The organism is Microbacterium sp. NPDC057659 (assembly GCF_042799915.1).
Lineage (GTDB): Bacteria > Actinomycetota > Actinomycetes > Actinomycetales > Microbacteriaceae > Microbacterium.
The window spans coordinates 709,934-732,211 of the sequence record NZ_JBHVHU010000002.1 but is presented as its reverse complement, the minus strand read 5'-3'; the positions used below and the strand labels follow the sequence as shown (position 1 = coordinate 732,211).

The 22,278-nt window shown below is 66.3% G+C and carries 14 protein-coding genes; 9 read left to right on the top strand and 5 right to left on the bottom strand.

Annotated elements, in window-relative coordinates:
• The first annotated feature begins 70 nt into the window (after positions 1-70).
• Positions 71-1,009 carry a DUF1214 domain-containing protein gene (locus ACFVAE_RS12010; protein WP_378892201.1) on the top strand — a complete coding sequence of 313 codons (939 nt, stop codon included), beginning with the start codon at positions 71-73 and terminating at the stop codon, positions 1,007-1,009.
• Positions 1,010-1,045: 36 nt separating this feature from the next.
• Here ACFVAE_RS12010 and ACFVAE_RS12005 read toward each other — a convergent pair whose 3' ends face one another.
• From ACFVAE_RS12005 to ACFVAE_RS11995, 3 genes are all read right to left on the bottom strand, one after another.
• Positions 1,046-3,274, bottom strand: coding sequence for a cell wall-binding repeat-containing protein (locus ACFVAE_RS12005; RefSeq protein WP_378892198.1), 2,229 nt, complete (start codon positions 3,272-3,274; stop codon positions 1,046-1,048).
• 125 nt (positions 3,275-3,399) lie between these two features.
• A complete protein-coding gene (locus tag ACFVAE_RS12000; protein ID WP_378892196.1) occupies positions 3,400-4,020 on the bottom strand; it encodes an ATP-dependent endonuclease in 621 nt (206 codons plus the stop codon).
• A 25-nt stretch (positions 4,021-4,045) separates the two neighbouring features.
• Positions 4,046-4,513, bottom strand: coding sequence for a DUF3817 domain-containing protein (locus ACFVAE_RS11995; protein WP_378892193.1), 468 nt, complete (start codon positions 4,511-4,513; stop codon positions 4,046-4,048).
• A gap of 143 nt (positions 4,514-4,656) precedes the next feature.
• Here ACFVAE_RS11995 and ACFVAE_RS11990 point away from each other — a divergent pair, with 143 nt between their 5' ends.
• The 8 genes from ACFVAE_RS11990 (at position 4,657) to ACFVAE_RS11955 (ending at position 17,277) form a co-directional block, all read left to right on the top strand.
• Entirely contained in the window at positions 4,657-5,214 is a 558-nt protein-coding gene (locus ACFVAE_RS11990) for a hypothetical protein (protein ID WP_378892190.1), read from the top strand.
• 143 nt (positions 5,215-5,357) lie between these two features.
• Positions 5,358-7,526, top strand: a complete 2,169-nt coding sequence (locus ACFVAE_RS11985; protein WP_378892188.1) for a VWA domain-containing protein — start codon at positions 5,358-5,360, stop codon at positions 7,524-7,526.
• A gap of 67 nt (positions 7,527-7,593) precedes the next feature.
• Positions 7,594-8,994: an MFS transporter gene (locus ACFVAE_RS11980; RefSeq protein ID WP_378892185.1), complete on the top strand. Its 1,401-nt coding sequence runs from the start codon at positions 7,594-7,596 to the stop codon at positions 8,992-8,994.
• A gap of 72 nt (positions 8,995-9,066) precedes the next feature.
• On the top strand, positions 9,067-10,206 hold the full coding sequence (locus tag ACFVAE_RS11975; protein WP_378892183.1) for a CDP-glycerol glycerophosphotransferase family protein: 1,140 nt from the start codon (positions 9,067-9,069) through the stop codon (positions 10,204-10,206).
• Between the two features lie 5 nt (positions 10,207-10,211).
• Positions 10,212-11,390, top strand: coding sequence for a CDP-glycerol glycerophosphotransferase family protein (locus ACFVAE_RS11970; protein ID WP_378893561.1), 1,179 nt, complete (start codon positions 10,212-10,214; stop codon positions 11,388-11,390).
• Positions 11,387-12,778 carry an SDR family NAD(P)-dependent oxidoreductase gene (locus ACFVAE_RS11965; protein ID WP_378892180.1) on the top strand — a complete coding sequence of 464 codons (1,392 nt, stop codon included), beginning with the start codon at positions 11,387-11,389 and terminating at the stop codon, positions 12,776-12,778. The genes ACFVAE_RS11970 and ACFVAE_RS11965 overlap by 4 nt, the downstream gene beginning before the upstream one ends.
• A 4-nt stretch (positions 12,779-12,782) precedes the next feature.
• Positions 12,783-14,708, top strand: a complete 1,926-nt coding sequence (locus ACFVAE_RS11960; RefSeq protein WP_378892178.1) for a glycosyltransferase family 2 protein — start codon at positions 12,783-12,785, stop codon at positions 14,706-14,708.
• Positions 14,701-17,277, top strand: coding sequence for a CDP-glycerol glycerophosphotransferase family protein (locus tag ACFVAE_RS11955; protein WP_378892176.1), 2,577 nt, complete (start codon positions 14,701-14,703; stop codon positions 17,275-17,277). The genes ACFVAE_RS11960 and ACFVAE_RS11955 overlap by 8 nt, the downstream gene beginning before the upstream one ends.
• Here the strand turns inward: ACFVAE_RS11955 and ACFVAE_RS11950 are convergent.
• On the bottom strand, positions 17,274-19,988 hold the full coding sequence (locus ACFVAE_RS11950; protein ID WP_378892174.1) for a glycosyltransferase: 2,715 nt from the start codon (positions 19,986-19,988) through the stop codon (positions 17,274-17,276). The two genes, ACFVAE_RS11955 and ACFVAE_RS11950, sit on opposite strands and share 4 nt — an antisense overlap.
• A 108-nt stretch (positions 19,989-20,096) precedes the next feature.
• The gene (locus ACFVAE_RS11945; RefSeq protein ID WP_378892171.1) at positions 20,097-22,217 is read right to left on the bottom strand and encodes an acyltransferase family protein; all 2,121 of its coding nucleotides are present in this window, start codon (positions 22,215-22,217) and stop codon (positions 20,097-20,099) included.
• Positions 22,218-22,278: the final 61 nt, after the last annotated feature.

Here is a 22,278-nt window from a genome sequence, read left to right as displayed (position 1 = left end):
GATGTTCACTCAAGTTCGAATGTCCCGCCGGAGTGCCCTGAACTCGCCCCGTCTGTGCCACGATCAACACATGAGCGTGCATGTGAACGTCGATAACTTCGCCCTTGCAGAGACCCACCGGATGATGCATGACCTGCAGCGCGACGCGGGCGGGGTGAACAGGTTCCTGCACAACCGGCGTCCGGCCGACATCGACAAGCAGACCGTGATCCGGCTGAACCGCGACACCCTGTACAGCTTCGCGGTCGTCGACATCAGCGCCGGCGCCACACTGACGATCCCCGAGCACGGCGACCGCTATCTGTCGGCGATGATCGTGAACGAGCACCACTACATCAACGAGATCTTCCATGATGCCGGCGAGTACGAGCTCACCGTGCAGCAGTTCGACACCCCGTACGTCGTCGTCGCGGTGCGCACCCTGGTCGACCCCGCCGATGCTGCCGACCTGGCGGCCGTCGCCTCGATGCAGGACCAGATCGGGCTCAGCAGCGCCTCGGCCGTACCCTTCGAATCCCCCGACTACGACGCCACGAGCCTTGACGAGACGCGCAACGCGCTGCTGGCGCTCGCCCGCAACCTCGCCGCCTTCGATCGCACGTTCGGCACGCGCGACGAGGTCGACCCGGTGCGCCACCTGATCGGCACCGCCGCGGGCTGGGGCGGCCTGCCCTCCTCCGAAGCGACCTACATCGGCGTCGACCCTCGCCTGCCGGTAGGGCAGTACGAGCTCACGGTCGGGGAGGTCCCGGTCGACGGATTCTGGTCGCTCTCGGTCTACAACGCCGGCGGCTTCTTCGAGAAGAACGACCGCGACGCGTACACGATCAACAACATCACGGGCGTCCGCAACGACGACGGCACGATCACCGTGCGGTTCGGCGACTACCCGGAGGGCACCCCGAACGCGCTGCCGATCACCGAGGGCTGGAACTACCTCGTCCGGCTGTACCGCCCGCGCCCGGAGATCGCCGACGGCAGCTGGAGCTTCCCTACGCTGAGCGCCTGAGCACGTAGAAGCGTTCGTGGTGCGCCGCGATGACTTCTACCGGCATTGAGTGGACTTCTCCACACCTCGTCCGAGCACGCCTGAGCCGCCGAGGAGCGTCAGGCCCGCGACCTTGCGCTCATGAAGACTTTGGAGTGTGTAGACATTGACGCATTCCTTGTTCGCCAAATACAGCGGGCCGCCCTTGGCCGCAGCCAGCACTCCGCCGGCAAGCGCGTCGGCGAAGCCCGCCGAACTCGCCATGAAGCCGTAATCCGTGTCGGCGAAGATCCCGTCGTTGATGGCGATAGCCGTGAACACCCGGTCGCTGCCGGAGAGTCGCTTCACGTGCGCGGAGCCGAGCATCGTTCGCAGCCCCGACTCGATACTCTTGCTCACCACGCCCACACCACCCGCAATGTAGACATCCTTCACCCCGAGCTTCGCGAGTGTGGCCTTGGTCGCAGCGGTCAGCCCCTTGGCGCCGTCCACCAGAAGCACCGGCGCTTTGAGATGCCCGGCAGCCGGTCCAGCCGCCAGCGCGTCCGGATAGGTCGCCCCCGTCGCGACGATCGCGTATCTGCTGCCTCCGCCGAACGCATCGCGCACGATCTTGTCGCCCGTGCTGTACCGATCGGCTCCGCCCAGGCGCACGATCGTCGCCGACGGGAGCAGGCCGGTCACAGTCGCGCGCACGGACTCGGAGATCACTCCTACACCGCCGGCGAGCACGATCCTCGTCGGCTTCAGCCGACGCAGCTCATCAGCGACGTTCTTCGGCACGGTGGCCTTCGCGACGGGGAGCACTACCCCGCCGGTACGCATCGCGGCGGGGCCCGCCGCCAGCGCGTCCGGAAAGTCGAAGGCGTTGGTGAGGTAGACGACGCGCGCGTGCGACCCGGTTGGTACGACCTTCTTAGAGGCAGCGACTGCCGTGGCGAACCTGTCGGCGCCGGCGACGCGGCCGACGGTGAAGGACGGTCTCGGCAGAAGGACCGTTCCCAGACTGCGGTTCTCCCCCAGCCCGAGCGTGATCTCCGCGGCATCCTCGAAGAATCGCGACCCGTTCAGGTAGGTGGCACCTTCGGTCCAGCCTTCACTCCAGACCTTGAACACATACGTGCCGGGTGCCAGTGCCGCCTCGAACTCACCGTCCTGCGCGGTTGTCTCGTCGTTCGGGCCGTAGGTGCGCAGCGCGCCCGTCACCCGAACGTGTCCGCCGTTCGCGGTCTTCCGCCAGATGGTGACGTGCCCGCCGTAGATCGTCGAGACGGTGCCGTCAGTGGATCTCGTGGCGACGATCCCTGACACCGTCGCCGGATCGTCCACGACGAAGTCGACACCGACCAGTGTCTGTGAATCCGCCAGCACAATCTCGGGCGCACTCTGCAGATCTCCGCCCCCTCTGAAGGTCAGCAGGCCCTTGTAATCCATGGCCAGCTTGTAGCGCCCCGGTCCAAGGCAATCCTCGACGTACCAGGCAACGTCGCCCGAACGGTATGCGCGCCCCCCGCAGGCGTCGATCGGCACCCAGCGGTTCTGGCTGACGGACCACTGAAAGGTCTTGAGGTAGCCGCCGTGCAGCGGCACCATACCTGTCGCCGTCCTCAGGCTGAGCGTCCCCGAGATCGATGCCCGTGCGGCGGCCAGCGTCACGTCTCTGTCCACCGTTTGGTCTCCCACTTGCACGCCGCGCACCGTGAGCGGCCTGTATGCGCCGGACTCGTCCGCGAACGAGAGATCGTAGACGCCGGGAATCACGAACAACTGATAACTCCGATCAGCTTGCCCTTTGGTGATTCGCCACCTTAGCCAGCCGTCCACCTCAGCGTCTCCACTCGTGGCCGCGATCGTGATGGATGGGCTGTCGTGCGGGATGTCGCGAAGCGTGATGTCCCCGCCCAGCACGACGGTGCCCGACAGGCGCGCCTCGACATGTGCCGCACCTCCGGACGCGATGTCGACGAACGCTCGATCTCTTGCATGGCGTGTGTCGCCCCACCACTCCCCGGCCAGGTGGGGATCCTCAGGTCGAAAGGCGATCGCATAGCGTCCCGCCGGAACGCCTGTCACCTCGAACCTGCCATCGGATGTGAGTACGACATCCTTGCTCAGCGTCGGCGTCTTCACCTCGTCTCCGCCGTAGAGATCGATCGTGATGTTCCGCTCGCCGCGCACGAGCAGCCCGCCCGACGCATCCAGAATCCTGCCTTGGATGCTGCCCGTCGTCTCGGCGGCGGCAGCAGGCGCAACTCCTGAGAGGAGCAGGGCGAGGGCGGTGGCCACTGCGACAAGTGGGTGGGCTGAGAAACGCAGCATCATTGCAGGCCTTCTGACGATCGTGAACGCGGAATTCGGGCGACACATCACAGATCGGCGCCGAGTTCATTATGCGGGAAAGAACGACGGCCTCAAGACGGCCCAGGTCGGTGCGATTCGGCTTGTGACGCGGTACGCGAAGCTGCGGATTCGACTCCCGACAGCACCGAATCCAGCAACCGGACAAGCGGCCCCGGCATCCGCTCGATCGGCACCGCTTCGATCACGTCGGCGGCGAACCGCGACTTACGGCCGGATGCCGTGCCGGCGAACCGGTGCAGCTGTTCCTCGAGGCTGCGCACGCGCTGCGCGGGCTGCCGCTGGAACACCCGGAACCGCGTGAGCTCGCCACGGGCGGCGAGCGTCTCGAGCACGAGCTCAGGTCCGGCGGCCCGGATGACCTCCTCCTCGAGGTCTCGCTCACAGGCGAAGAAGCCGGCGACAGTGAGGTCGTCGCCGCGCAGCATTCCGATGTCGCGCAGCACCCGGGCGACGTACTGGCGCTCCGCGCCGTCGTACAGTCCGAGCGCCTGAGCATCCGTACCCTGCCTCGGAGTCAGGAAGCTGCGCAGGTTGGTGATGCCGCCCAGCTCGACGAGCGTCTCCCCCGCCACGTCCACACCGAGCCGGCGCGCGACGGCCTCGAACGCGAGCCGGTCGCTCCTGCCCTCGAACAGCACGACCGTCCGCGGCTCCTCAGCGGCGACAGACATGGCTCGACCCTACGCGCGCCTGCCCTCACTTCCCCGGAAGCTGCGGGGGCCCCACCATCAGCAGCACGGCGAAGATCGCCGCGACGACCACGAGGATCAACACGGCCAGCACCCACGGCCGGTGCAGGAACCAGCGCATGGTGCGGTCGTACCAGGTGCGGTCGCGCGGGTCGTCGGTCTCCTCCAGACGCCACTCGCCCTTCAGCCGGCCGGTGCGGTGCAGCCAGATCTCGGCGGGGATCGTCGCATAGGGCACGATCGCGCTGGCGATCGCGGTGATCGCGACGCCGACGTGCCAGCGCTGGTGGAAGGCGAGCAGCACGGCGGTCGCGCCATAAGAGAGGAACACGAAGCCGTGGATGCCGCCGGCCACGGTGACCAGCACCGGCGGAGCCCCGACGGCGCGGGCGATCAGGGCACTGATGAGCAGGGTCCAGGTGATCGCCTCGGCGATCGCGAGCACGCGGAACAGGCGCGCGGGAGCAGTGAACACGGGTCTCCTCGGGTCGGGTCCCCTCCAGGTTAGGCAGGATCGTTACCAAAAACCTCTCCTAGGCATCGATCTTTCGATCGATGCGGCAATAGAATCAGCGCGGTGCTCATGCACCACTCCGTACCCGAGGAGACGCGTCGCTCGTGAGCATCGCACTCGACGAGCAACGATCGCTCGCCCGCCATCGCCGTGCCGTCGGCTATCTCATGGTGTCACTGGGCATGTTCGCGTCGCTGTGGATCAGCACGCAGATCCAGCCCGCCCCCTGGATGCATCTGCCGATGCTGTTCGCTCACCTGGCATCCGTCATCGCCGGACTCGGCGCGACCGTGATGCTCGACGTGAAGGCCCTGCGCTGGGTGATGGGCACCCAGCAGCTCAGCGAGCTGTGGGTGTTCGAGAAGTCAGTCACGCCGCTGGCGTGGGCCGGCATCGTCGGGCTGCTGTTCACCGGCGCGTTCCTGCAACCGACCCTGGATTCGCCGCTGACCGTCCTGAAGATGGCCGCGGTCTTCGTCGCCGCCATGAACGGCGTCGCGCTGGGCAGGCTCACCGACGAACTGCACAGGATGCCGCCGGACACCCGCTTCGCGGCGACGCCGACCCGCCTGAAGCTGTGGTGCCTGTCCAGCGCGTCCACCTCGCAGGTCGCCTGGTGGACGGCGGTGATCATCGGCATGCTGAACACCTCCGGCGCCTGAACCGCAGAGGTATACCAGATCCGCGGCCGTCGCCCCTGTTTTCCCGCCCGCGCGCCGCCCTATAATCAAGCCGACCGCCCCCGCCGTCACCCGAAGGCTGCAGTGGGTCGTGAGCCCGATCCCCCGACCGGAATTCTCTCGCCATGCCCGAAACCCCCCTTCCGCCGCGCCGCTCGACGCACATCGAGTTCGACCCGACGACAGGTGACGTCGCGCTGCCCGCGAAGCCGATCACGCACGAGCCACAGGTGCGCGCTCGCCCGCGCCCGCACCTGCCCGCATCCGGTCCGCTGCCCCGCTCGGCCGCGGTCGGATCCGCTGCCCGCGCCACCGAAGCGGATGCTCCGGCATCCGGCCTGCGCACCAGGCCGGCCTCGGGTGTTCCCACTCTTCCCCTCGCACTGGCCGAGATCGAGGGACACGGCGCGACCCCGCCAGACGGCACGGCGGACGCGCCGCCCGCGAAGCGCCGCCGCACGGTGCTGATCGCGATGGTGGCAGTCATCGCGGTGCTGCTCGGCTCACTGGCCGCGGTGACCGCCGGCATCGCGTCGTCGATGAACGACCGGGCAGCCGAAGCAGCGGCCCCGCCTGCACCGGTCGCGAAGGACCCGGCGCCGATCGAGTTCGCGAAGGATGCCCCGGCGGCTGCCGCGGGGGCGGGCCCGTGCACCGCGGTGCGCGTGCTGTCGTCTTTCGAGAACGCCGAGATGGTGGAGAACCTCGCGAAGGCCTACAACGGGAAGCCGCGCGATGTGGGCGGCAGGTGCGTGAGCGTCACGACGTCGAAGTCCAAGTCCGGTGTCGCCGCCGATGACGCCGCCGAGGGCTTCGCCCGTCTCGCGGCCGACGTCCGGCCCACCGTGTGGCTGCCCGACTCGTCGATGTGGATCGCGTCCGCCGGCAAGACGGCCCCGCTGGGTAAGCGCACCCTGACCGCGTACTCCGACCTCGTCCCCGCGATGCCGCAGTCGCTGGTCGACGCGATCGGCTGGTCGAAGAAGGCGCCGAGCTGGGCCGAGATCTTCCGGGCCGCCGGCGACCCCGACGTGTGGACCGACGCCGGCCATCCGGAGTGGGGCACGTTCAAGCTGGGCAAGACGAGTCCCCTCGTCGCGACCTCCGGTGCCGCGGCGATGCTCGCGTCATACGGAGTGGCCGCAGGCGACGTCGGCGCAGTCACCACCGACGACATCGCCGACCCGGATGTGCGCCGCAGAGTGCACGACCAGGAGCTCGCGACCAGCCACTACATGGCCACTCCCGAGCACTTCCTCTGGCACGCTCGCCAGGCGGAGGAGAAGGGGTCTTCCGCCGACTACCTGTCCGCCGTCATCGTCGACGAGAAGTCGATCTGGGACTACAACCGCGGCATCACCAGCCGCGACGGCGTCACGCGTGCCGTCGGCCGGCCGCCGGCGGATCCGCTCGTGCCGATCTACCCGACCGACGGTGCCTACGCCGCCGACAACCCCGCCGTGCGAGTGACCGGGGACTGGCTCGACGGCGACGAGATGGCCGCCTCGGCGGACTTCATCCGCTTCACGCAGTCCGCCGAGGGACAGAGTGTCGTGCGTCAGGCGGGCTATCGCGACCTCAACCGCGACGTCGACGAGCAGGTCGCCGAGACCGCTCATCTCAGCGCCGAAGGCGCCTCCGCCCAGCTGTCCACCACGGCCGTCGTGATGGAGGCCGCGCAGAAGGCGTTCCCCGACGTGCGCAAGCGCGCGAACGTGCTGTTCCTGCTCGACGTCTCGGGTTCGATGGACGAGCCGGTCACGGGGAAGGAGACCCGGCTGACCCTGGCGAAGAAGGCGGTGAGCGCTGCGCTCGACCACTTCACCGAGGGCGACGACGTGGGCCTGGCCGCCTTCGCACAGAACCAGGACGGCAAGCTCGTGCCCGGCCAGCTGACGCCGGTCGCCGACATCCGCCAGACGAAGAAGAAATTCGTCAGCGAGCTGAACGGCATCACGTCGATGGGCGACACCCCGCTGTACGAGGCGGTCGACACCTTCGCGAAGAAGCAGGCCTCGTCGTGGGCGAGCGACCACATCAACGCGATCGTGCTGCTCAGCGACGGCGAGAACGACACCAACCACGACACCACCACCGCGGCGCAGATGCTGAAGACCCTTGAGGGGCTGCACCACGACAACACCCCGGTGCTCATCTTCACGCTCGCTTACGGCGAGCAGGCGGACGTGAAGGCGCTGAAGGACATCTCCGGTGCGACCGGTGCGCACTACTACGACGCGACCGATCCGACGCAGTTGAAGGAGGTCCTCGGCGACCTCGTCACCAGCTTCTGAACCGTGCCTGAATCCACGGATCTTCCCGTTCGCACGCCGGTCACCGCCATCCGGTAGCGTGACGCCCATGACCGCCGACGTTCCGCCGCCCACCGCCAACACCGGCGCCCTCGCGGCGTTCGGCGCGACGTTCGCCGAGAGCGGTGACGAGACGCCGATCCCGCGGAAGCGGGTGCTCTCCTGGGCGATCTGGGACTGGGCGACACAGCCGTTCAACTCGGTACTTCTGACGTTCGTCTTCGTCTCGCTGTATCTGACCGGCAGCAGCTTCCTGCCGCCGGAGATCGCGGCACTGCCCGAGACCGATCCGGTGCGTGAGCGCGCTGTCGCCGACCTGACCAGCGGCTACGGGTTCGTGTCGATGCTCGCGGGCATCCTGATCCTGCTGCTGGCGCCGGTGCTGGGCCAGGCAGCCGATCGCACCGGGTCGAAGAAGAAGTGGCTGTTCGCGTCGACGATGCTGCTGGCGCTGGCCCAGTTCGCTCTGTTCTTCACCTTCGCCGACCCGAAGTTCTTCTGGTACGGCGCGATCGTGATCTCGATCGGCGCCGTGATCTCCGAGATCGCGGGCGTCAACTACAACGCGATGCTGGTGAGCGTCTCCACCCCGAAGACAGTCGGCCGAGTGAGCGGACTCGGCTGGGGGCTGGGGTACATCGGCGGCATCGTGGCACTGACGATCATCGTGGTGTTCACGACCTTCGACTGGTTCGGCATGGACACCTCCAACGGCTTGGCATACCGGCTGATCGCGGTCGGCTGCGGTGTGTGGACGATCGTGTTCTCGATCCCGCTGTTCCGCAACGTGCCCGAGCCGCCCGCGGCGCCGGGACTGAAGCGGGTCGGCTTCTTCGCCAGTTACGTCGAGCTGATCCGCGACATCGCTCGACTGTTCCGCACGCATCGGCCCACGTTCTGGTTCCTGGTGGCCAGCGCGGTCTACCGCGACGGCCTGGCCGGCGTGTTCGCGTTCGGCGGGATCCTCGCTGCGGCGGTGTTCCACTTCTCCTCGAACGAGGTGATCATCTTCGCGATCGCGGCGAACGTGGTCGCCGGCATCTCGACGGTGATCGCGGGCCGGTTCGACGACCGGTACGGCGCGAAGGCGGTGATCGTCGTCGCGCTATCGACGCTGCTGGCCATGGCAGTGGTCGTGTTCCTGCTGCACGACAGCGGCAAGCTGCCGTTCTGGATCGCCGGCCTGGTGCTCTCCGCGGCGGTGGGGCCCGCTCAGGCGGCATCCCGCTCCCTGCTCGCCCGCGTGACGCCCCCGGGGCTGCAGGGCGAGATCTTCGGCCTGTACGCAACCACCGGCCGCGTGGCGAGCTTCATGGCGCCGGGCATGTGGGCCCTGTTCATCGCGGCGTTCGGAGCGACGTACTGGGGCGTGCTCGGCCTGGCGATCGTGCTGGGAGTCGGTCTGGTGCTGCTGCTTCTGGTCCGGCTGCCCAAGCACGAACGGCTCTGACTCGGGAACTGCCAGGCGGGTTTCGTATACTCGGATCAACCCCCGAGAGATGAACGACTGGTAAACGACTCCATGCGACAGTGGCTCCGGAGGAGTCGACTGCTTCGTGCGGTCCGATTCCTGCCGTACAGCATCCCCTATGGGTTCTGGCGACTCCTCGTACCGGTCAAGGCCGACCGCATCCTGTTCCTCTCGGACTCGCACCGCGACTTCGCGGGCAACATGGCGCACCTGCGCGATGCGCTTTTGAAGATCGATTCGCGTGCGGACATCATCGGCGTCTTCAAGCCGAACCTCGCCGCCCGGCGCTCGCTGCGCGACGTGCTGAGGCTGCCGTATCTGATCGCGACCAGCCGGGTGATCGTGCTCGACGACTTCTACCCGCTGATCTACCGCTTCCGCATCCGACGAGGTGCGCGACTGGTGCAGCTCTGGCACGCGGCCGGAGCGTTCAAGCGCGTCGGGCACAGCCGCGCCGGGCTGCCGGGCGGACCGACGCCGGGCAGTGAGATCCACCGCAACTACACCGACGCGATCGTCAGCTCGCAGGACATCCGTCCCGACTACGCCGAGGCGTTCGGCATCTCTCTCGACCGCGTGCACGCGTGGGGGATGCCGCGCACCGACGTGTTCTTCGCCCCGGATACCGTGGCCACGACGCGGGCGCGCGTGCGACGCGAACTGGGTGTCCGCGACGACGAGCGCTTCATCGTGTACGCACCGACCTTCCGCGGCAACGGGCAGCGCAGCGCGGAGGCCGCCCCGTCAGCCGACTGGACCGGCATCGCGGCAGAGCTCGGCGAGGGCTGGCGCATCGGGGTGCGGCAGCATCCGTTCGTCGCCGCGAAGGGCGTGCCCGACGGCACGATCGATGCATCCGTCGTGCCAGACATGAACGACCTGCTCATGGCGACCGACGTGCTGATCACCGACTATTCGTCGGCGATCTTCGAGTTCGCGCTGCTGGAGCGCCCGATCCTGTTCTTCGTGCCCGATCTCGCCGACTACACCGCCGCGCGATCGTTCTACCGGCCCTTCGACCACTACTCGGTGGGACCGGTCGTGGCCGACGACGCGGAGCTGGCCGACGCGATCAGGGATGCCGCGGTCGACGAGGCCCGGCTGTCGACGTTCCGCGAGGAGTTCTGCAGCGCACTGGACGGTCGCTCCAGCGAGCGGATCGCACGGGAACTGCTGGGGGTCGCTTCGTGAACCGGATGATCCGTGTGCTGCGACTGGATATCCTGGCCGCGTATGTCGCGCGCCTTGCACTCACGCTCGTCAGCCTGGTGATGCGGGTCCTGCCTCGACGCAACAAGGTGACGATGCTCACACGGCAGAGCAACCGGCCGCCATCGGACTTCGTGCTGCTGAGCCAGGCGCTGCTGCGGGCCGACCCCGGCGTCGAGGTGCAGGTGATCGCGAAGATGGTGCCGCCCGGCGTGATCCGCAAGTTCGGCTACGCGCTGCATCTGCTGGTGGAGATCTACCACGTGTCGACGTCGCGGGTGCTGGTCGTGGACGGCTACTCGATCATCGCGTCGGCGACGCCCCGTTCCGAGGGCCTGACCGTGGTGCAGCTGTGGCACGCGCTCGGGTCGCTGAAGAAGTTCGGAGTGAGCATCCTCGGGCGGCGCGGCGGGCGCGACCCGAAGCTCGCCAGGGCGATGCGCATGCACGACGGCTACGACATCGTGATCGCCAGCGCCGAGCGCTGCCGCGCGCCGTTCGCCGAGGCGTTCGGCGTCGACGTGTCGAAGGTGGTCGTCGCCCCGCTGCCACGGGTGGATCGCCTGCGCGACCCGGCGGTGCGGGCGCGCGCCCGGAAGAAGTTCGACTACCTGTATCCGGATCTGGTGGGCACGAAGGTCGCGCTGTACGCCCCGACCTTCCGCACCGAGGGCCTCGAGCCGACCGTGGATCCGCTGGAGCTGACGCACGCGATGTCGGATGCCGGTTACTCGACGATCACGAAGCTGCATCCGCTCGTGCCGGCCCCGACGGGCGCCGGTCTGCGCACCGCACCCGGGATGTCGACCCAGGAGCTGCTGATGGTGGCCGACGTCTTCATCACCGACTACTCGTCGGCCGTCTTCGAGGCCGCCGTCGCCGGTGTTCCCTCGTACCTGATCGCCCCCGACCTGAACGAGTACGCGCAGCGCCGCGACTTCTACATCGCCTTCCCCGACGACCTGGGCCTGCCGCTCGCGGAGACGCTCGACGAACTGGTCGCACAGGTGAAGGGCGGAGAAGCGGATGCGGCGACGATGGAGCGGCTGCGGGAGGAGTTCGTGGCTGATGTCGACGGAGACGGCGTGACAGCGGCGGCTGATCGGCTGGCACAGGTCGCGCTGGCGACCGCGACTCCGGCAAAGAGCGAGGAAGTCCACACATGAGCACGCCCCGCACAGTCGCAGTCATCCTCGCCGGAGGCATCGGTGTCCGCGTCGGTCTCGGCATCCCCAAGCAGCTGATCAAGATCGCCGGCAAGGCGATCGTCGAGCACACGCTCGAGGTCGTCAACGCCAGTCCCGTGATCGACGAGATCATCATCGTCATGAACGCGGGGGCGATCGAGCAGCTGGAACCGCTGAAGGACCAGGAGCGGTTCCCGAAACTCACCCGCATCATCCCCGGCGGCGACACCCGCAACGACTCGACGCAGGCGGCGCTGGCCGCGCTCGGCGACGACCCTGACACCAAGGTGCTCTTCCACGACGCCGTGCGGCCCTTCGTGGACGACCGCATCCTGGCGGAGTGCGTCGAAGCCCTCGACCACTACGAAGCGGTCGACACGGCCATCCCCTCGGCCGACACGATCGTCCAGGTCGACTCGGCGTCACACATCACCGGCATCCCGAATCGCTCGACGCTGCGCCGCGGTCAGACGCCGCAGGGCTTCCGCCTCGGAACGATCCGCAGGGCCTACGAGCTCGCCGGACTGGACAAGACGTTCCATGCGACCGACGACTGCGGTGTCGTGTTCACGTATCTGCCCGAGACGCCGATCTTCGTGGTCGACGGCACCGCGCAGAATATGAAGGTCACCGAGCCGATCGACGTGCACATCGCCGACAAGCTCTTCCAACTGCAGTCCGCGAGCCTGACGGCGGATGCCCCGCTCCCCGACTTCGAGGGCAAGGTCGTCGTCGTCTTCGGCGGCAGCTACGGCATCGGCGAGAGCATCGTCGACCTGGCCGAACACGCCGGCGCCACCGTGCACGAGTTCAGCCGTTCCACGACCGGCACCGACGTGCGCTCGCGCAAGCAGGTGAAGGAGGCTCTGAAGCAGGCGCACGAGGCATCCGGGCGCATCGATGCCGTCGTGATGTCTGCCGGCGTGCTGCGCATGGGTCCGCTGACGCAGACCAAGGTCAAGCACATCGAGTCGAGCATCGAGACGAACTTCACCGCACCGGTGATCGTCGCCCGTGCTGCGCACAAGTACCTCAAGGAGACCGGCGGCCAGGTGCTGCTGTTCACCTCGAGCTCGCACACGCGCGGCCGCGCCAACTACGGCATCTACTCCGCCAGTAAGGCAGCGGTCGTGAACCTCACCCAGGCGCTCGCCGAGGAGTGGGCCGAGGACGGCGTGCAGATCAACTGCATCAACCCGCAGCGCACGCGCACACCGATGCGGATCCAGGCCTTCGGCGACGAGCCGGAGGGCTCGCTGCTCGCGCCCGAGAAGGTCGCCGCCGTCAGTCTGCAGGTTCTCGACAGCGGTCTCACGGGTCAGATCGTCGCCGTGCGCGTCGAGGAAGCCGCACAAGGGGCGTCCTGATTCCGTGAGCACGCTCTCCCCGGACGCAATCAGTGTCGTCGTGCCCGTGCATGATGTCGCTGAGTACCTGCCTGAGTTCCTCAGCTCGCTCGATTCGCAGCGGACGGCGCTGCCGACGGACCTCATCTTCATCGATGACGGCTCGGAGGACTCGAGCGCCGAACTCATCGCGGCGTGGATATCGGACGTGCATCCGGGTGCCCGCCTCATCCGCACCGAGAACCGGGGCGTGAGCGCGGCTCGGAACAGCGGGCTCGACGAGGCGTCCCGCGAGTGGATTCTGTTCCTCGATCCCGACGATGTGGTGGCCCCCGGCTACTTCGAAGCGCTGCTGGCCTTCATCGGCGAACATCCCGACATCGATGTCGCCGCAACGAACCTGCTGCGCATGCAGGAGCCCGATCACCGGCTTCGAGACAACCACCCCCTGCGCTTCCGCTTCGCGGGCGGCAACCGGGTCGCCGAGCTGGCCGACGACGTGTTCGTGATGAATGCCGCTTCAGTGGCCTTCCCCACTGCCGCGGTGCGGGCGTCCGGGGCACGCTTCCGCACAGGTCTGCACGCCTCGGAGGACGCGCTGTTCGTCGCGGAGTACCTGTTGAGCCTGGGACATGCGCCGATGGCCGGCTTCGTCGCGGACGCGCGCTACGGCTATCGGAAGCGCGCCGCGCGCACATCGGCGGTCGACCGGTATCGCTCGGATCCCAGCACCTACATGGTGCGGTTCCAAGAGGGCTACGCCCCGCTGCTCGAGAAGGCCGCGACGAGCGGCGGCGTGCCGAGCTGGCTGCAGTCCGTGCTGCTGTACGAGATGCAGTGGCTGCTGCCGGTGCAGCTCGACCCGCAGCGCTATGCGGAGAACCTCGACGAGGCGCAGCGCGCCGAAACGCTGGCGGGGTTGAAGGTGTGCCTGCGGCACGTGAGCGAGGATCGGCTGCTGCGCTACGACGCGAGCGCGCTGCCGCTCGAGTCGCGGCTGATCATCCTCGCGCTCACAGGGCGACCGCTCTGGGACTGGGCGCTCGCCTACGGCACGATGCCGCGAGCGTGGCGTCGCACCGCCGACGTGATCGCCTACTCCGCCGGTCCTGCGACGGTGTTCACGGCGGATGCTCCGGTGCGGCGGCTTCTGGTCTGGCGCCCCGATGTCTTCGGGCAGCAGGCGCTGGTCGCGACGCGGCTGCGCGCGGATCGTCGCGTCCGCCGGGTGTCCGGCCGCAAGATCGTGTGGCCCCTCCCGGGTGAGTCGCTGGTGCAGACACAGGACCGGCATCGGCGGCGGATGGCCGGGGAACGTGCTCTGTCGATCCCGGGCGAGCAGGGCGAGGTCTACGTGCGGCGGACCAGGCCTTGGGCCGATTCGGTCGCCGATCGACGTGCCCTCCGCGCGGAGATGCGGCGTCGTGGGCTGTGGTCGAAGGACGCCATGATCGGTCGGCTGTTCCGCCCCGGGCGCGAGGTGCTCGTCGAGCATCACGCCGAGGGGGTCGAGCGCTCTGCCGCTCTCTTCGCGAGCCTGAGCTCGTTCTCGCCTGTGAGGCAGGTGAGTCCGAAGGGCGGCGCCGCCGTCGACGGTGGGTTGCTCTTCGGCTCGGTCGCGCACCGTGTCGCCCGAGCGCAAGCTCGCGTTCTTGTGACGGTGCAACCGAAGGGACGCCCCTCGCTGCGTGCCCGACTTCGCGGGCTGCGGGTACTCGTGATCGACGGCGGACTGAGCAGGTCGGATGCTCTGGCTGTCGGCCGATTCGCACCTGATCTGGTGATCACGCCTGAGGAGACCGATTTGGCTCGGCTGAGAGCGGCCGGCATCCCGGGCCACGATGTGCTGGTCGTCACTGACGACTCTCCCGGCACCATCACCGCCGCACTGATCGCACGGGTCCGCGTCGATGAACGGATCGCTTCGAGGAAGGACACGAGGCTTGACTGAGTTCACCGTCATCTCGCCGATGTACAACGTCTCCCGGTACCTCCCGGAGTACTTCGCATCGCTGGAGCGCCAGACGTACGGTTTCGATCGCATCGAGGTGATCCTCGTCGACGACGGCTCAACCGACGACACTGCCGAGGTGGCCGAGGCGTTCGCCGCGCGGCATCCGAATGTGCGTGTCCTTCGCAAGGACAACGGCGGGCAGGCATCGGCACGCAACGCGGCGCTTCCGCTCGCCACCGGCACGTGGCTCACGTTCCCCGACCCCGATGACGTGCTCTCGGATAACTACTTTGCCGAGGTCGCGTCGGCAATCACGCCCGGCGCTCTGCCTTCGATGCTCTCCACGCGGCTGCTGCTCTGGTTCGACGAAGACGACGACATTCGCGACACCCACGCGCTGTCTGGTCGGTTCCGAGAGGGCCGAGTGACGAAGGATCTCAGTGTCTCGCCCTCTTGGGTTCAGCCGCACATCACTTCCGGTTTCGTGCAGCGTCGCTTGGTCGTGGACGCCGGGCTCACATTTCCCGAGGACCTCCGACTGCGTTTCGAGGATGGCGCGTTCGTGTCGCGCTATCTGCTCGGGTTCGCAAGCCCAACGGTCACCTTCCTGCCCGAAGCGGATTACCTGTACCGGCAGCGCTCGGACAACTCGTCGACAATCCAGTCCAGCAGCGCTGACCCGCGGAAATACACCGACACCATCCGGTACGGATTCCTCCCGGTCATCGACTACGCGCTGGCACAGCGAGGGGAGATCCCGCGCTGGCTTCAGAATCTGTTCCTGTACGACCAGTTCTGGATCTTGAGGGCCTCGCAGTCTCCCGCCGTGCGCAATGCGCGATTCCCGGAGAGCATGTATGCCGACCTGAACGACCTGCTTCCCGCCTTCCTGCAGCACGTCGACGACGACGCGATCGCTGAATTCAACCTCATGTATGTCGCACCGTGGATGCGCGAGGCTCTGACCCTGACGAAACACGGGAGCGGGCACGGGCCCGTGTACCAGGGAGGCCGACGCGACCGAGCAAGGGGGCTGCGCTCTGTCGTCTACCGGTACCGCGGAGCGGCACCCTCAATCACTCTGCTGGTCAACGGTGCAGAAGCGACGCCCTTCGCCGCCAAGGCATTCGGGCTGGAGTACGCCGCGCGCCCCATAGTCATGCAGGAGGTCCTCTGGATCCCCGATGAAGCGAACGTGCAAGTGCTGCTCGACGGTGTTCGACAGGAAGTCCACGAACGCCCCCCGGCGGTTCCGGCCGCATTCAAGGCGGAGAAGACACCGCCGAACAGGGCAGCACGACTACTGCGGAAGACACAGAAGGCTGTTGTGCGTCGCCTCCGGCGTGGAGGGCTCCACTACCTGCGGCGTGACCAGGCTGTGAGGTCGAAGCGACTCGCACAGCGCTTCGCCCATGCGTGGGTGTTCATCGACCGCGACGTGGACGCTGGCGACAGCGCCGAGGACATGTACTGGTGGATGGCTGAACACCATCCGGAACACAATTCGTGGTTCGTGGTGCGTGAAGGCACAGAAGACTGGAAGCGGATGTCGGCTGCCGGCGCCCGTCTGGTCGGATATGGCACTCCCGAGTTCTACGCCCTGCTGAAGCACGCAGATCATCTCGCATCCAGCCATGCGGACAGGTTCATCACGCATGCGCTGCCGCTGAAGATGCGCCCGCCCGAGTACGCCTTCACGTTCTTGCAGCACGGCGTGATCAAGGGGGATATCTCGCATTGGCTGAATCCGAAGGACATCCAGGTGTTCGTGGCTTCGACGCCCGACGAATATCGCTATCTCACTGAGTCGCCGGCATATCGCGCGTCCCGCAAGGAAGTGCGACTGACCGGTCTCCCTCGATTCGATGTGCTCCTGGAGCGCGCACGCGCTCTGCCCGACGAGGAACGCGATCTCATCGTCGTCATGCCCACCTGGCGGGACTACCTGGTCGGGCGGATGGGTAAGGACTCCGCAGACCGGGAGCCGATCGACGATTTCGCCGGGACTGACTACGCGGTCCGCATATCAGGACTGCTGAACGACCCGACCCTGCTCGACGCCGCGGAGCGAACCGGCGCGAGAATCGTCTTCATGCCGCACCCGAACATGCAGCCGTATCTGTCATCGTTCGACCTTCCGGAGGCTGTAGAAGTGCGGTCGTACGCGGACACCGACGTGCGCGAGATGATCGTGCGCGCTCGGCTTCTGATCACCGATTACTCGTCGATCGCCTTCAACGCCGCGTACATTCGCACACCCGTGATGTATTACCAGTTCGATCGCGAGCAGTATCTGGCCGGGCATACCGAACGACCCGGGTACTTCGACTACCGGCGCGACGGGTTCGGGCCGGTGGCCGAGGACGTCGCCGAGGCCGCTCGTGCTGCCGAATCGATCCTCACCGACCGACTTGATCCGGAGTTCGCAGAGCGGATGCAGCGTGCCTTCCCTGTTCGCGACGGACACAATCGCGAGCGCGTCTACGAGGCGATGCTCGAGGCTCGGACGATGCGGCCGCTGGCCGAGCGGACAACCGGAGCCAGTCGTGACGGCTGGCAGATCTAGTCGGGAAGAGCGCGGATCGCTTCGTACACGCGGCGGCTGTTCTCACGATCCCGCCGAGGGAACAGCCGGTCGATCCTTGCCTGGTGTTCAGAGGCGACGACTGCTCCGGCAGAAAGGATCGCATCGAGAGCATCGACAGCTTCCTCTACGGTACGAGCGACCGGCCAGTATTCTCCGCCCCCGTTGTCGAGCCAGCCTTGGCCATAGTGCCGTTCATGGAACTCCTCCAGATCGAACGGCATCTGAAGGACAGGAACCCCGAGGTAGGCGGCATCGAACATCACCGAGGTGTAGTCGGTCATGAATACCGCGGCCGAGCGGATCATTTCCTGAGTACGGACTCCGGTGGCGCCCGTTACGGTTATCCGAGTAGACGCGACTTCGATATCCGCGAAGTGGTCGACAACTTCGTAGTGAGGTGCGAACGCCAGCGAGTGGTCATGCTTCTCCAACACAGTTGCCAAACGCGGGCTCTGGAGCAAGTCTGTGAAGAAGCGCTCATAAGCTGACCCGTGGAAAGTCCCCGGGTCGTTCCCGCCACTCGCGTATGACGGGAGTACGAGGTACTTGCGCCAAGTCGGCATGAGCAGGATCTGCTTCGATGGCGTGCGCACGAGCGTGTCGTATCGAGGCATCCCCGTCAGTTTGAGCTCATGGGTGAACCGCGTGTGCTGGCGGAGGTACTCGTATTCGGGCTCCACGCTCGTCACAAACATGTCCAGACCCGTGTGCTCGCGTGCGAGGGGAGCGGCGACATCGTTGAAGATGATCCCGTGCTGCAGGAAAATGCGCTTCTGATCAAGACGATGAGCAAGATGCGTGCGGTAGTGCTCCCGATTCCACTTCGGCGGAATCATATAAGCATCGAAATCCTGGCTCGAGATTAGAGCATCTGAGTGGAGGAACAGGAGCTTGTGACGAAGGCTACCTCGACGCACCACGCCCTTCCGATCAGCGAGACTCTTCCACGCATCGCTCTTCCGGTCGAGGACGTAGCGCACCCGGATGCCATCGGTGTTCTTTCGAGCCCACTCGAAGAAGCGATATCCGTTGTCCTGAGCGGTGTCGCCACGTTCACCGACGAGCCATAGCGGCGAGCTGCCCGCGAACGGAGAAGTCAGCAGTCGCCCGATCCGCGTCCAGGCGAACGGGCGACGCTCCCACAGTCCCCGTAGATCTTCGCGGATGAGCATGAGCTTCCACCGCAGTCGATTCGCTCGCCGGGAGTTCCTCCGAGTCAGGATAGTCAGTCGCGCCTGGGAGCCGGGGACGAAGAGCGATCGGGTAGATCTCGTCCGCACCATGGCGCTCCGCCTACGAAGACCGAGCGAAGGACGCGCTCGGACTGTGAATTGGGATCCTGGCACGAGAACGTGAGCGTCAAGCGTCCAACGCCCGGTCTTGAGCTTGCTTGCCGGTACTTCTGCCGTCCATTCGAGCGTTGTCACGGCCCTGACAACGTCCGCAACACGACGTACCTGGGTGGTCGTAGGTGCGCACAAGGCCTCGCCTTTGCTTGCGATACGCACCTTGACGCGCCCGGCGACTCCCGCTGCCGGGACGCCTGGAAGATCCACGCGGCCGGACACCGTGAGGAACTTCTCAGCGGCGCTTCCCGCGACGCGCTCGATGTACACCTCCGTTCCCTTAGCTGCGAGCATCGGCAGGATCGCTTCGTCGACGTCAGCGTGCACCTTCAGGTACGGGAGACCGCCGACCGCTTCAAGACCTTCCGTGTGGGTCCAGCGATCCGAAAACAGTTCGTAATCGTCAAGCGCAAACGCAGCGAACGCGATCCGACCGTTCAGCCCCTGAGTGGACTCGACGATCTCCTCCACAGGAAAATGGCGGAAGATCGCCTGCATGCGGGCATAGAACGTGGGGAGACGTTCAGCGGAGAGCACACCAGGAGCACGCGTCAGGAATCCCTGCGTGGACCTGACAAGGAAGCGGCGCACGGCACTCTGACGCTCTTCCAGATGCCCCTTCATCTCACGCGTCAGATGCTCCGCAAGCGCGAGGTGGTCCCAGTAATTCCCCGCCCTAGTAAACAGGGAATCCATGATCGACCCCCCTTGAACTCTCCGCCGATAGAGGTAGACCGTCTCGGTAAGAATAGAGATTCGCTTGGCGCGGAGCACCTCTGGGATCACGAGGAACGCGTCTTCAAAGTGGATACGTTCTGGGAACCCAGACTCGGGGAAAGACTCAGCTCTGAACAGTTTGTTGCAAGCGCTCGTGTTGTGGATGAGCTCGGGGAACGTCTCGACTCCAGCCAGGACTGCGTCACCCTCGGCTACCCGGGCCGACCAGGGCCATCGAGTGGGCGAAGGGAACGTCTCCATGTTCCCCACGACCAGCTCGACGTCCTCTGTCATGGCCGCCAATCGGATCTCGATGCTGCGCGGAGGCAACACGTCATCCGAATCAAGGAAGGCGAGCATCGGTGCCGATGCCGATGCGACACCGGTGTTTCGCGCGGCTCCAAGGCCGCCATTTGCACGAGTGATGAGTCGCGCGTTCGGGTGACGGTCCGCGAAGTCAGCAGCGATAGCGCCGCTGCTGTCCGTCGATCCGTCGTCGACGAGAAGCACTTCGACACGCTCGAAGATGGTCTGGGCCTCGATCGAGGCCAGGCATTCAGCCAAGAATTCCTCGACGTTATAGATCGGTACGATCAGCGACACGTCGTAGCCAGTCGAGGTCGGCATGTTAGCCCTTCACACAAAGCACCGGCGCAAACCCGTGGCAGGGGGCGCCGAACAACAAGAAACGAGTCTAACTGACGGCGTGTCGCGCCCCTCTCACCGAGTCCGGATCTAGTCGCTGCGCGCGAGTAGCTCCAGGGACGCATGCAGGATGTCAGTTGCGAGCGTCCGGGCAAAGGTAGCCGACAGATGCCCTCGATCAAAGTAGACGATGACTCCGCCGATGACTGAATAGCAGGTGTCCGCGCGACAGAAGCGGTCCGTGAGATCCAGAACCGCGACCCTTGGATCCGGATTCTCAAGTGCAATGTCCGCCATCGGGTCTGGGGCTTTCCGTCGGAGCGACCCGTCACACGCGGACAGGTCCTCGAGGTGGGCGGCGACGCAATCGGGGACGTTCTGCAGGTCTGTCGGATAGGGCGTGTCTCGGATGATGAGCACATGGATACCGGATGCTGACCACTTGCGAAGCACCTCGAGCGACGCCGTCTTCGCCGCCCGGACCGTGCCGTCCCACGAGAGGTCGTCAATGCGGCGAACGGTACGGTTCGAGATCACCACGAGGTCGAAACCCTTGTCGGCGACCTCCGCGATCAGCCGCCGGTTCCAGTCGAGGCAGTTCCTTGTTTTCTGCGGCGTCTCAAACTGGATCTCAGCGTCGACGGTATAGCACTCCGGAGCCAAATAGGTTGTGATGCTCCACGGGGTGCCCTTGTCGATCTGCTGGAGGGCCGGGAGCAGATGCCCCGCATGCGAGTTGCCGACCAGAGCGACCTTTAGAGCCTTCGGATCATCAGATCCGTAATGGCATACCTTCTGTACCGAGAAATCGCCTGTGGTCCAGCACTTGTCCTCATACGCCGCGGCCCTGTCCTGCGAGATAAAGGCGGGATCGGTGATGAGCTTCTCGCCGTGCGGCGTGCAGGCGTTGAGGTTGGCCATCGCGCGAGCGCCGAAGCACTCATCGGTGGTGAACGTTCGTTGAGCGGCTGCGGCAGCCGACTGCTCACTCCACGCGACGCCGCGCACGGTCACGAACGAGGCACCAGCGACGACGACGATGCCGATCAGCATGAACGCGAACGTGCCCTTGAGCCCCTTGCCCATCGACCTCGCGCCACGGAAGCGGTCCTCGACGAAAACCTTCGTCGCATAGGACAGTCCGATCAGCACCGCGATCGCGAGGAGCTTCTGCCACCAGCGCAGCGAATGCCCCAGCGCCAACGGCAGCAGGATCACAGCAGGCCAATGCCAGAGGTACAGGCTGTACGAGACATCTCCCAGGGTCTGCACCGGCCGCCACCCGATCGGCCTGGTCACCGCCCAGCGTCGCTCGTCGACGGCAGCGGCGATCACGGCGGCCGTGCCCAGCACCGGCAGCATCGCCGCGACACCGGGGAACGGTGTCGCTGGCACATAGGCCACGGCCGAGATCACCACGGCGATGAGACCGGCGAGAGCCAGCACAGGACGCGCAACGGGTGCGCGGTCCAGCCACCGCTGGATCAGCGGGAAGACTCCGGCGATCACACCTCCGACGCCCAACTCCCAGAACCGCGTCCACGACACGAAGTAGGCCGCGGCCGGATCCGTCGCCGTCAGCACGATGGATACGCCCAACGAGAGCACCACGACGGTACCGACCGCGAGCGTCATCACCCGTCGTTCACCCTTCCACCCCGCCCGGGCCGCCATCAGCAGCGCCAGCGCGATGAGCAGCGGCCAGACGATGTAGAACTGCTCCTCCACCGACAACGACCAGAAGTGCTGCACCGGCGTTGCGGCATTGTCCGCCGCGAGGTAGTCCACCGACTCCGCGGCCAGGAACCAGTTCTCCACGTACATCGCGGAAGCGGCCACCTGTTTGGCGATGTTCGACCACATCGTCGCGGGCGCCCAGATCAGGCTCGCGCCGAGCGTCACGAGCAGCACGAGGAACGACGCCGGGAGCAGACGACGCACTCGCCGACCCCAGAAGTTGCCCAGGTCCAGCAGGTTCCGGGGTGGCTTAGAGATCAGGTGACTGGTGATCAGGAAGCCCGAGATCACGAAGAACACATCGACGCCGACGTATCCTCCTGTGAGGCGCTTCGGCCAGAAGTGATAGAGCACGACAAGGCCCACAGCGAGCGCACGCAGCGCCTGGATGTCGGCACGGACCGCGCGCGGTTCACGCGGAGTACGGCCCGATTCCGTGCGCGCGGACGCATCCTTGCCAGTGACTAATGCCAAGGGGGAACCGATCGTCGACGTGCGGGGAGAGACCTGACCATCCTAGACAGGCGCCGTCATG

Bases quoted from the DNA above. Each gene is read 5' to 3' on its own strand.
- ACFVAE_RS12000 (WP_378892196.1), bottom strand. From the start codon at position 4,020: ATGTCTGTCGCCGCTGAGGAGCCGCGGACGGTCGTGCTGTTCGAGGGC.
- ACFVAE_RS12010 (WP_378892201.1), top strand. From the start codon at position 71: ATGAGCGTGCATGTGAACGTCGATAACTTCGCCCTTGCAGAGACCCAC.
- ACFVAE_RS11950 (WP_378892174.1), bottom strand. From the start codon at position 19,988: ATGCCGACCTCGACTGGCTACGACGTGTCGCTGATCGTACCGATCTAT.
- ACFVAE_RS11980 (WP_378892185.1), top strand. From the start codon at position 7,594: ATGACCGCCGACGTTCCGCCGCCCACCGCCAACACCGGCGCCCTCGCG.
- ACFVAE_RS11970 (WP_378893561.1), top strand. From the start codon at position 10,212: ATGATCCGTGTGCTGCGACTGGATATCCTGGCCGCGTATGTCGCGCGC.
- ACFVAE_RS11975 (WP_378892183.1), top strand. From the start codon at position 9,067: ATGCGACAGTGGCTCCGGAGGAGTCGACTGCTTCGTGCGGTCCGATTC.
- ACFVAE_RS11985 (WP_378892188.1), top strand. From the start codon at position 5,358: ATGCCCGAAACCCCCCTTCCGCCGCGCCGCTCGACGCACATCGAGTTC.
- ACFVAE_RS11965 (WP_378892180.1), top strand. From the start codon at position 11,387: ATGAGCACGCCCCGCACAGTCGCAGTCATCCTCGCCGGAGGCATCGGT.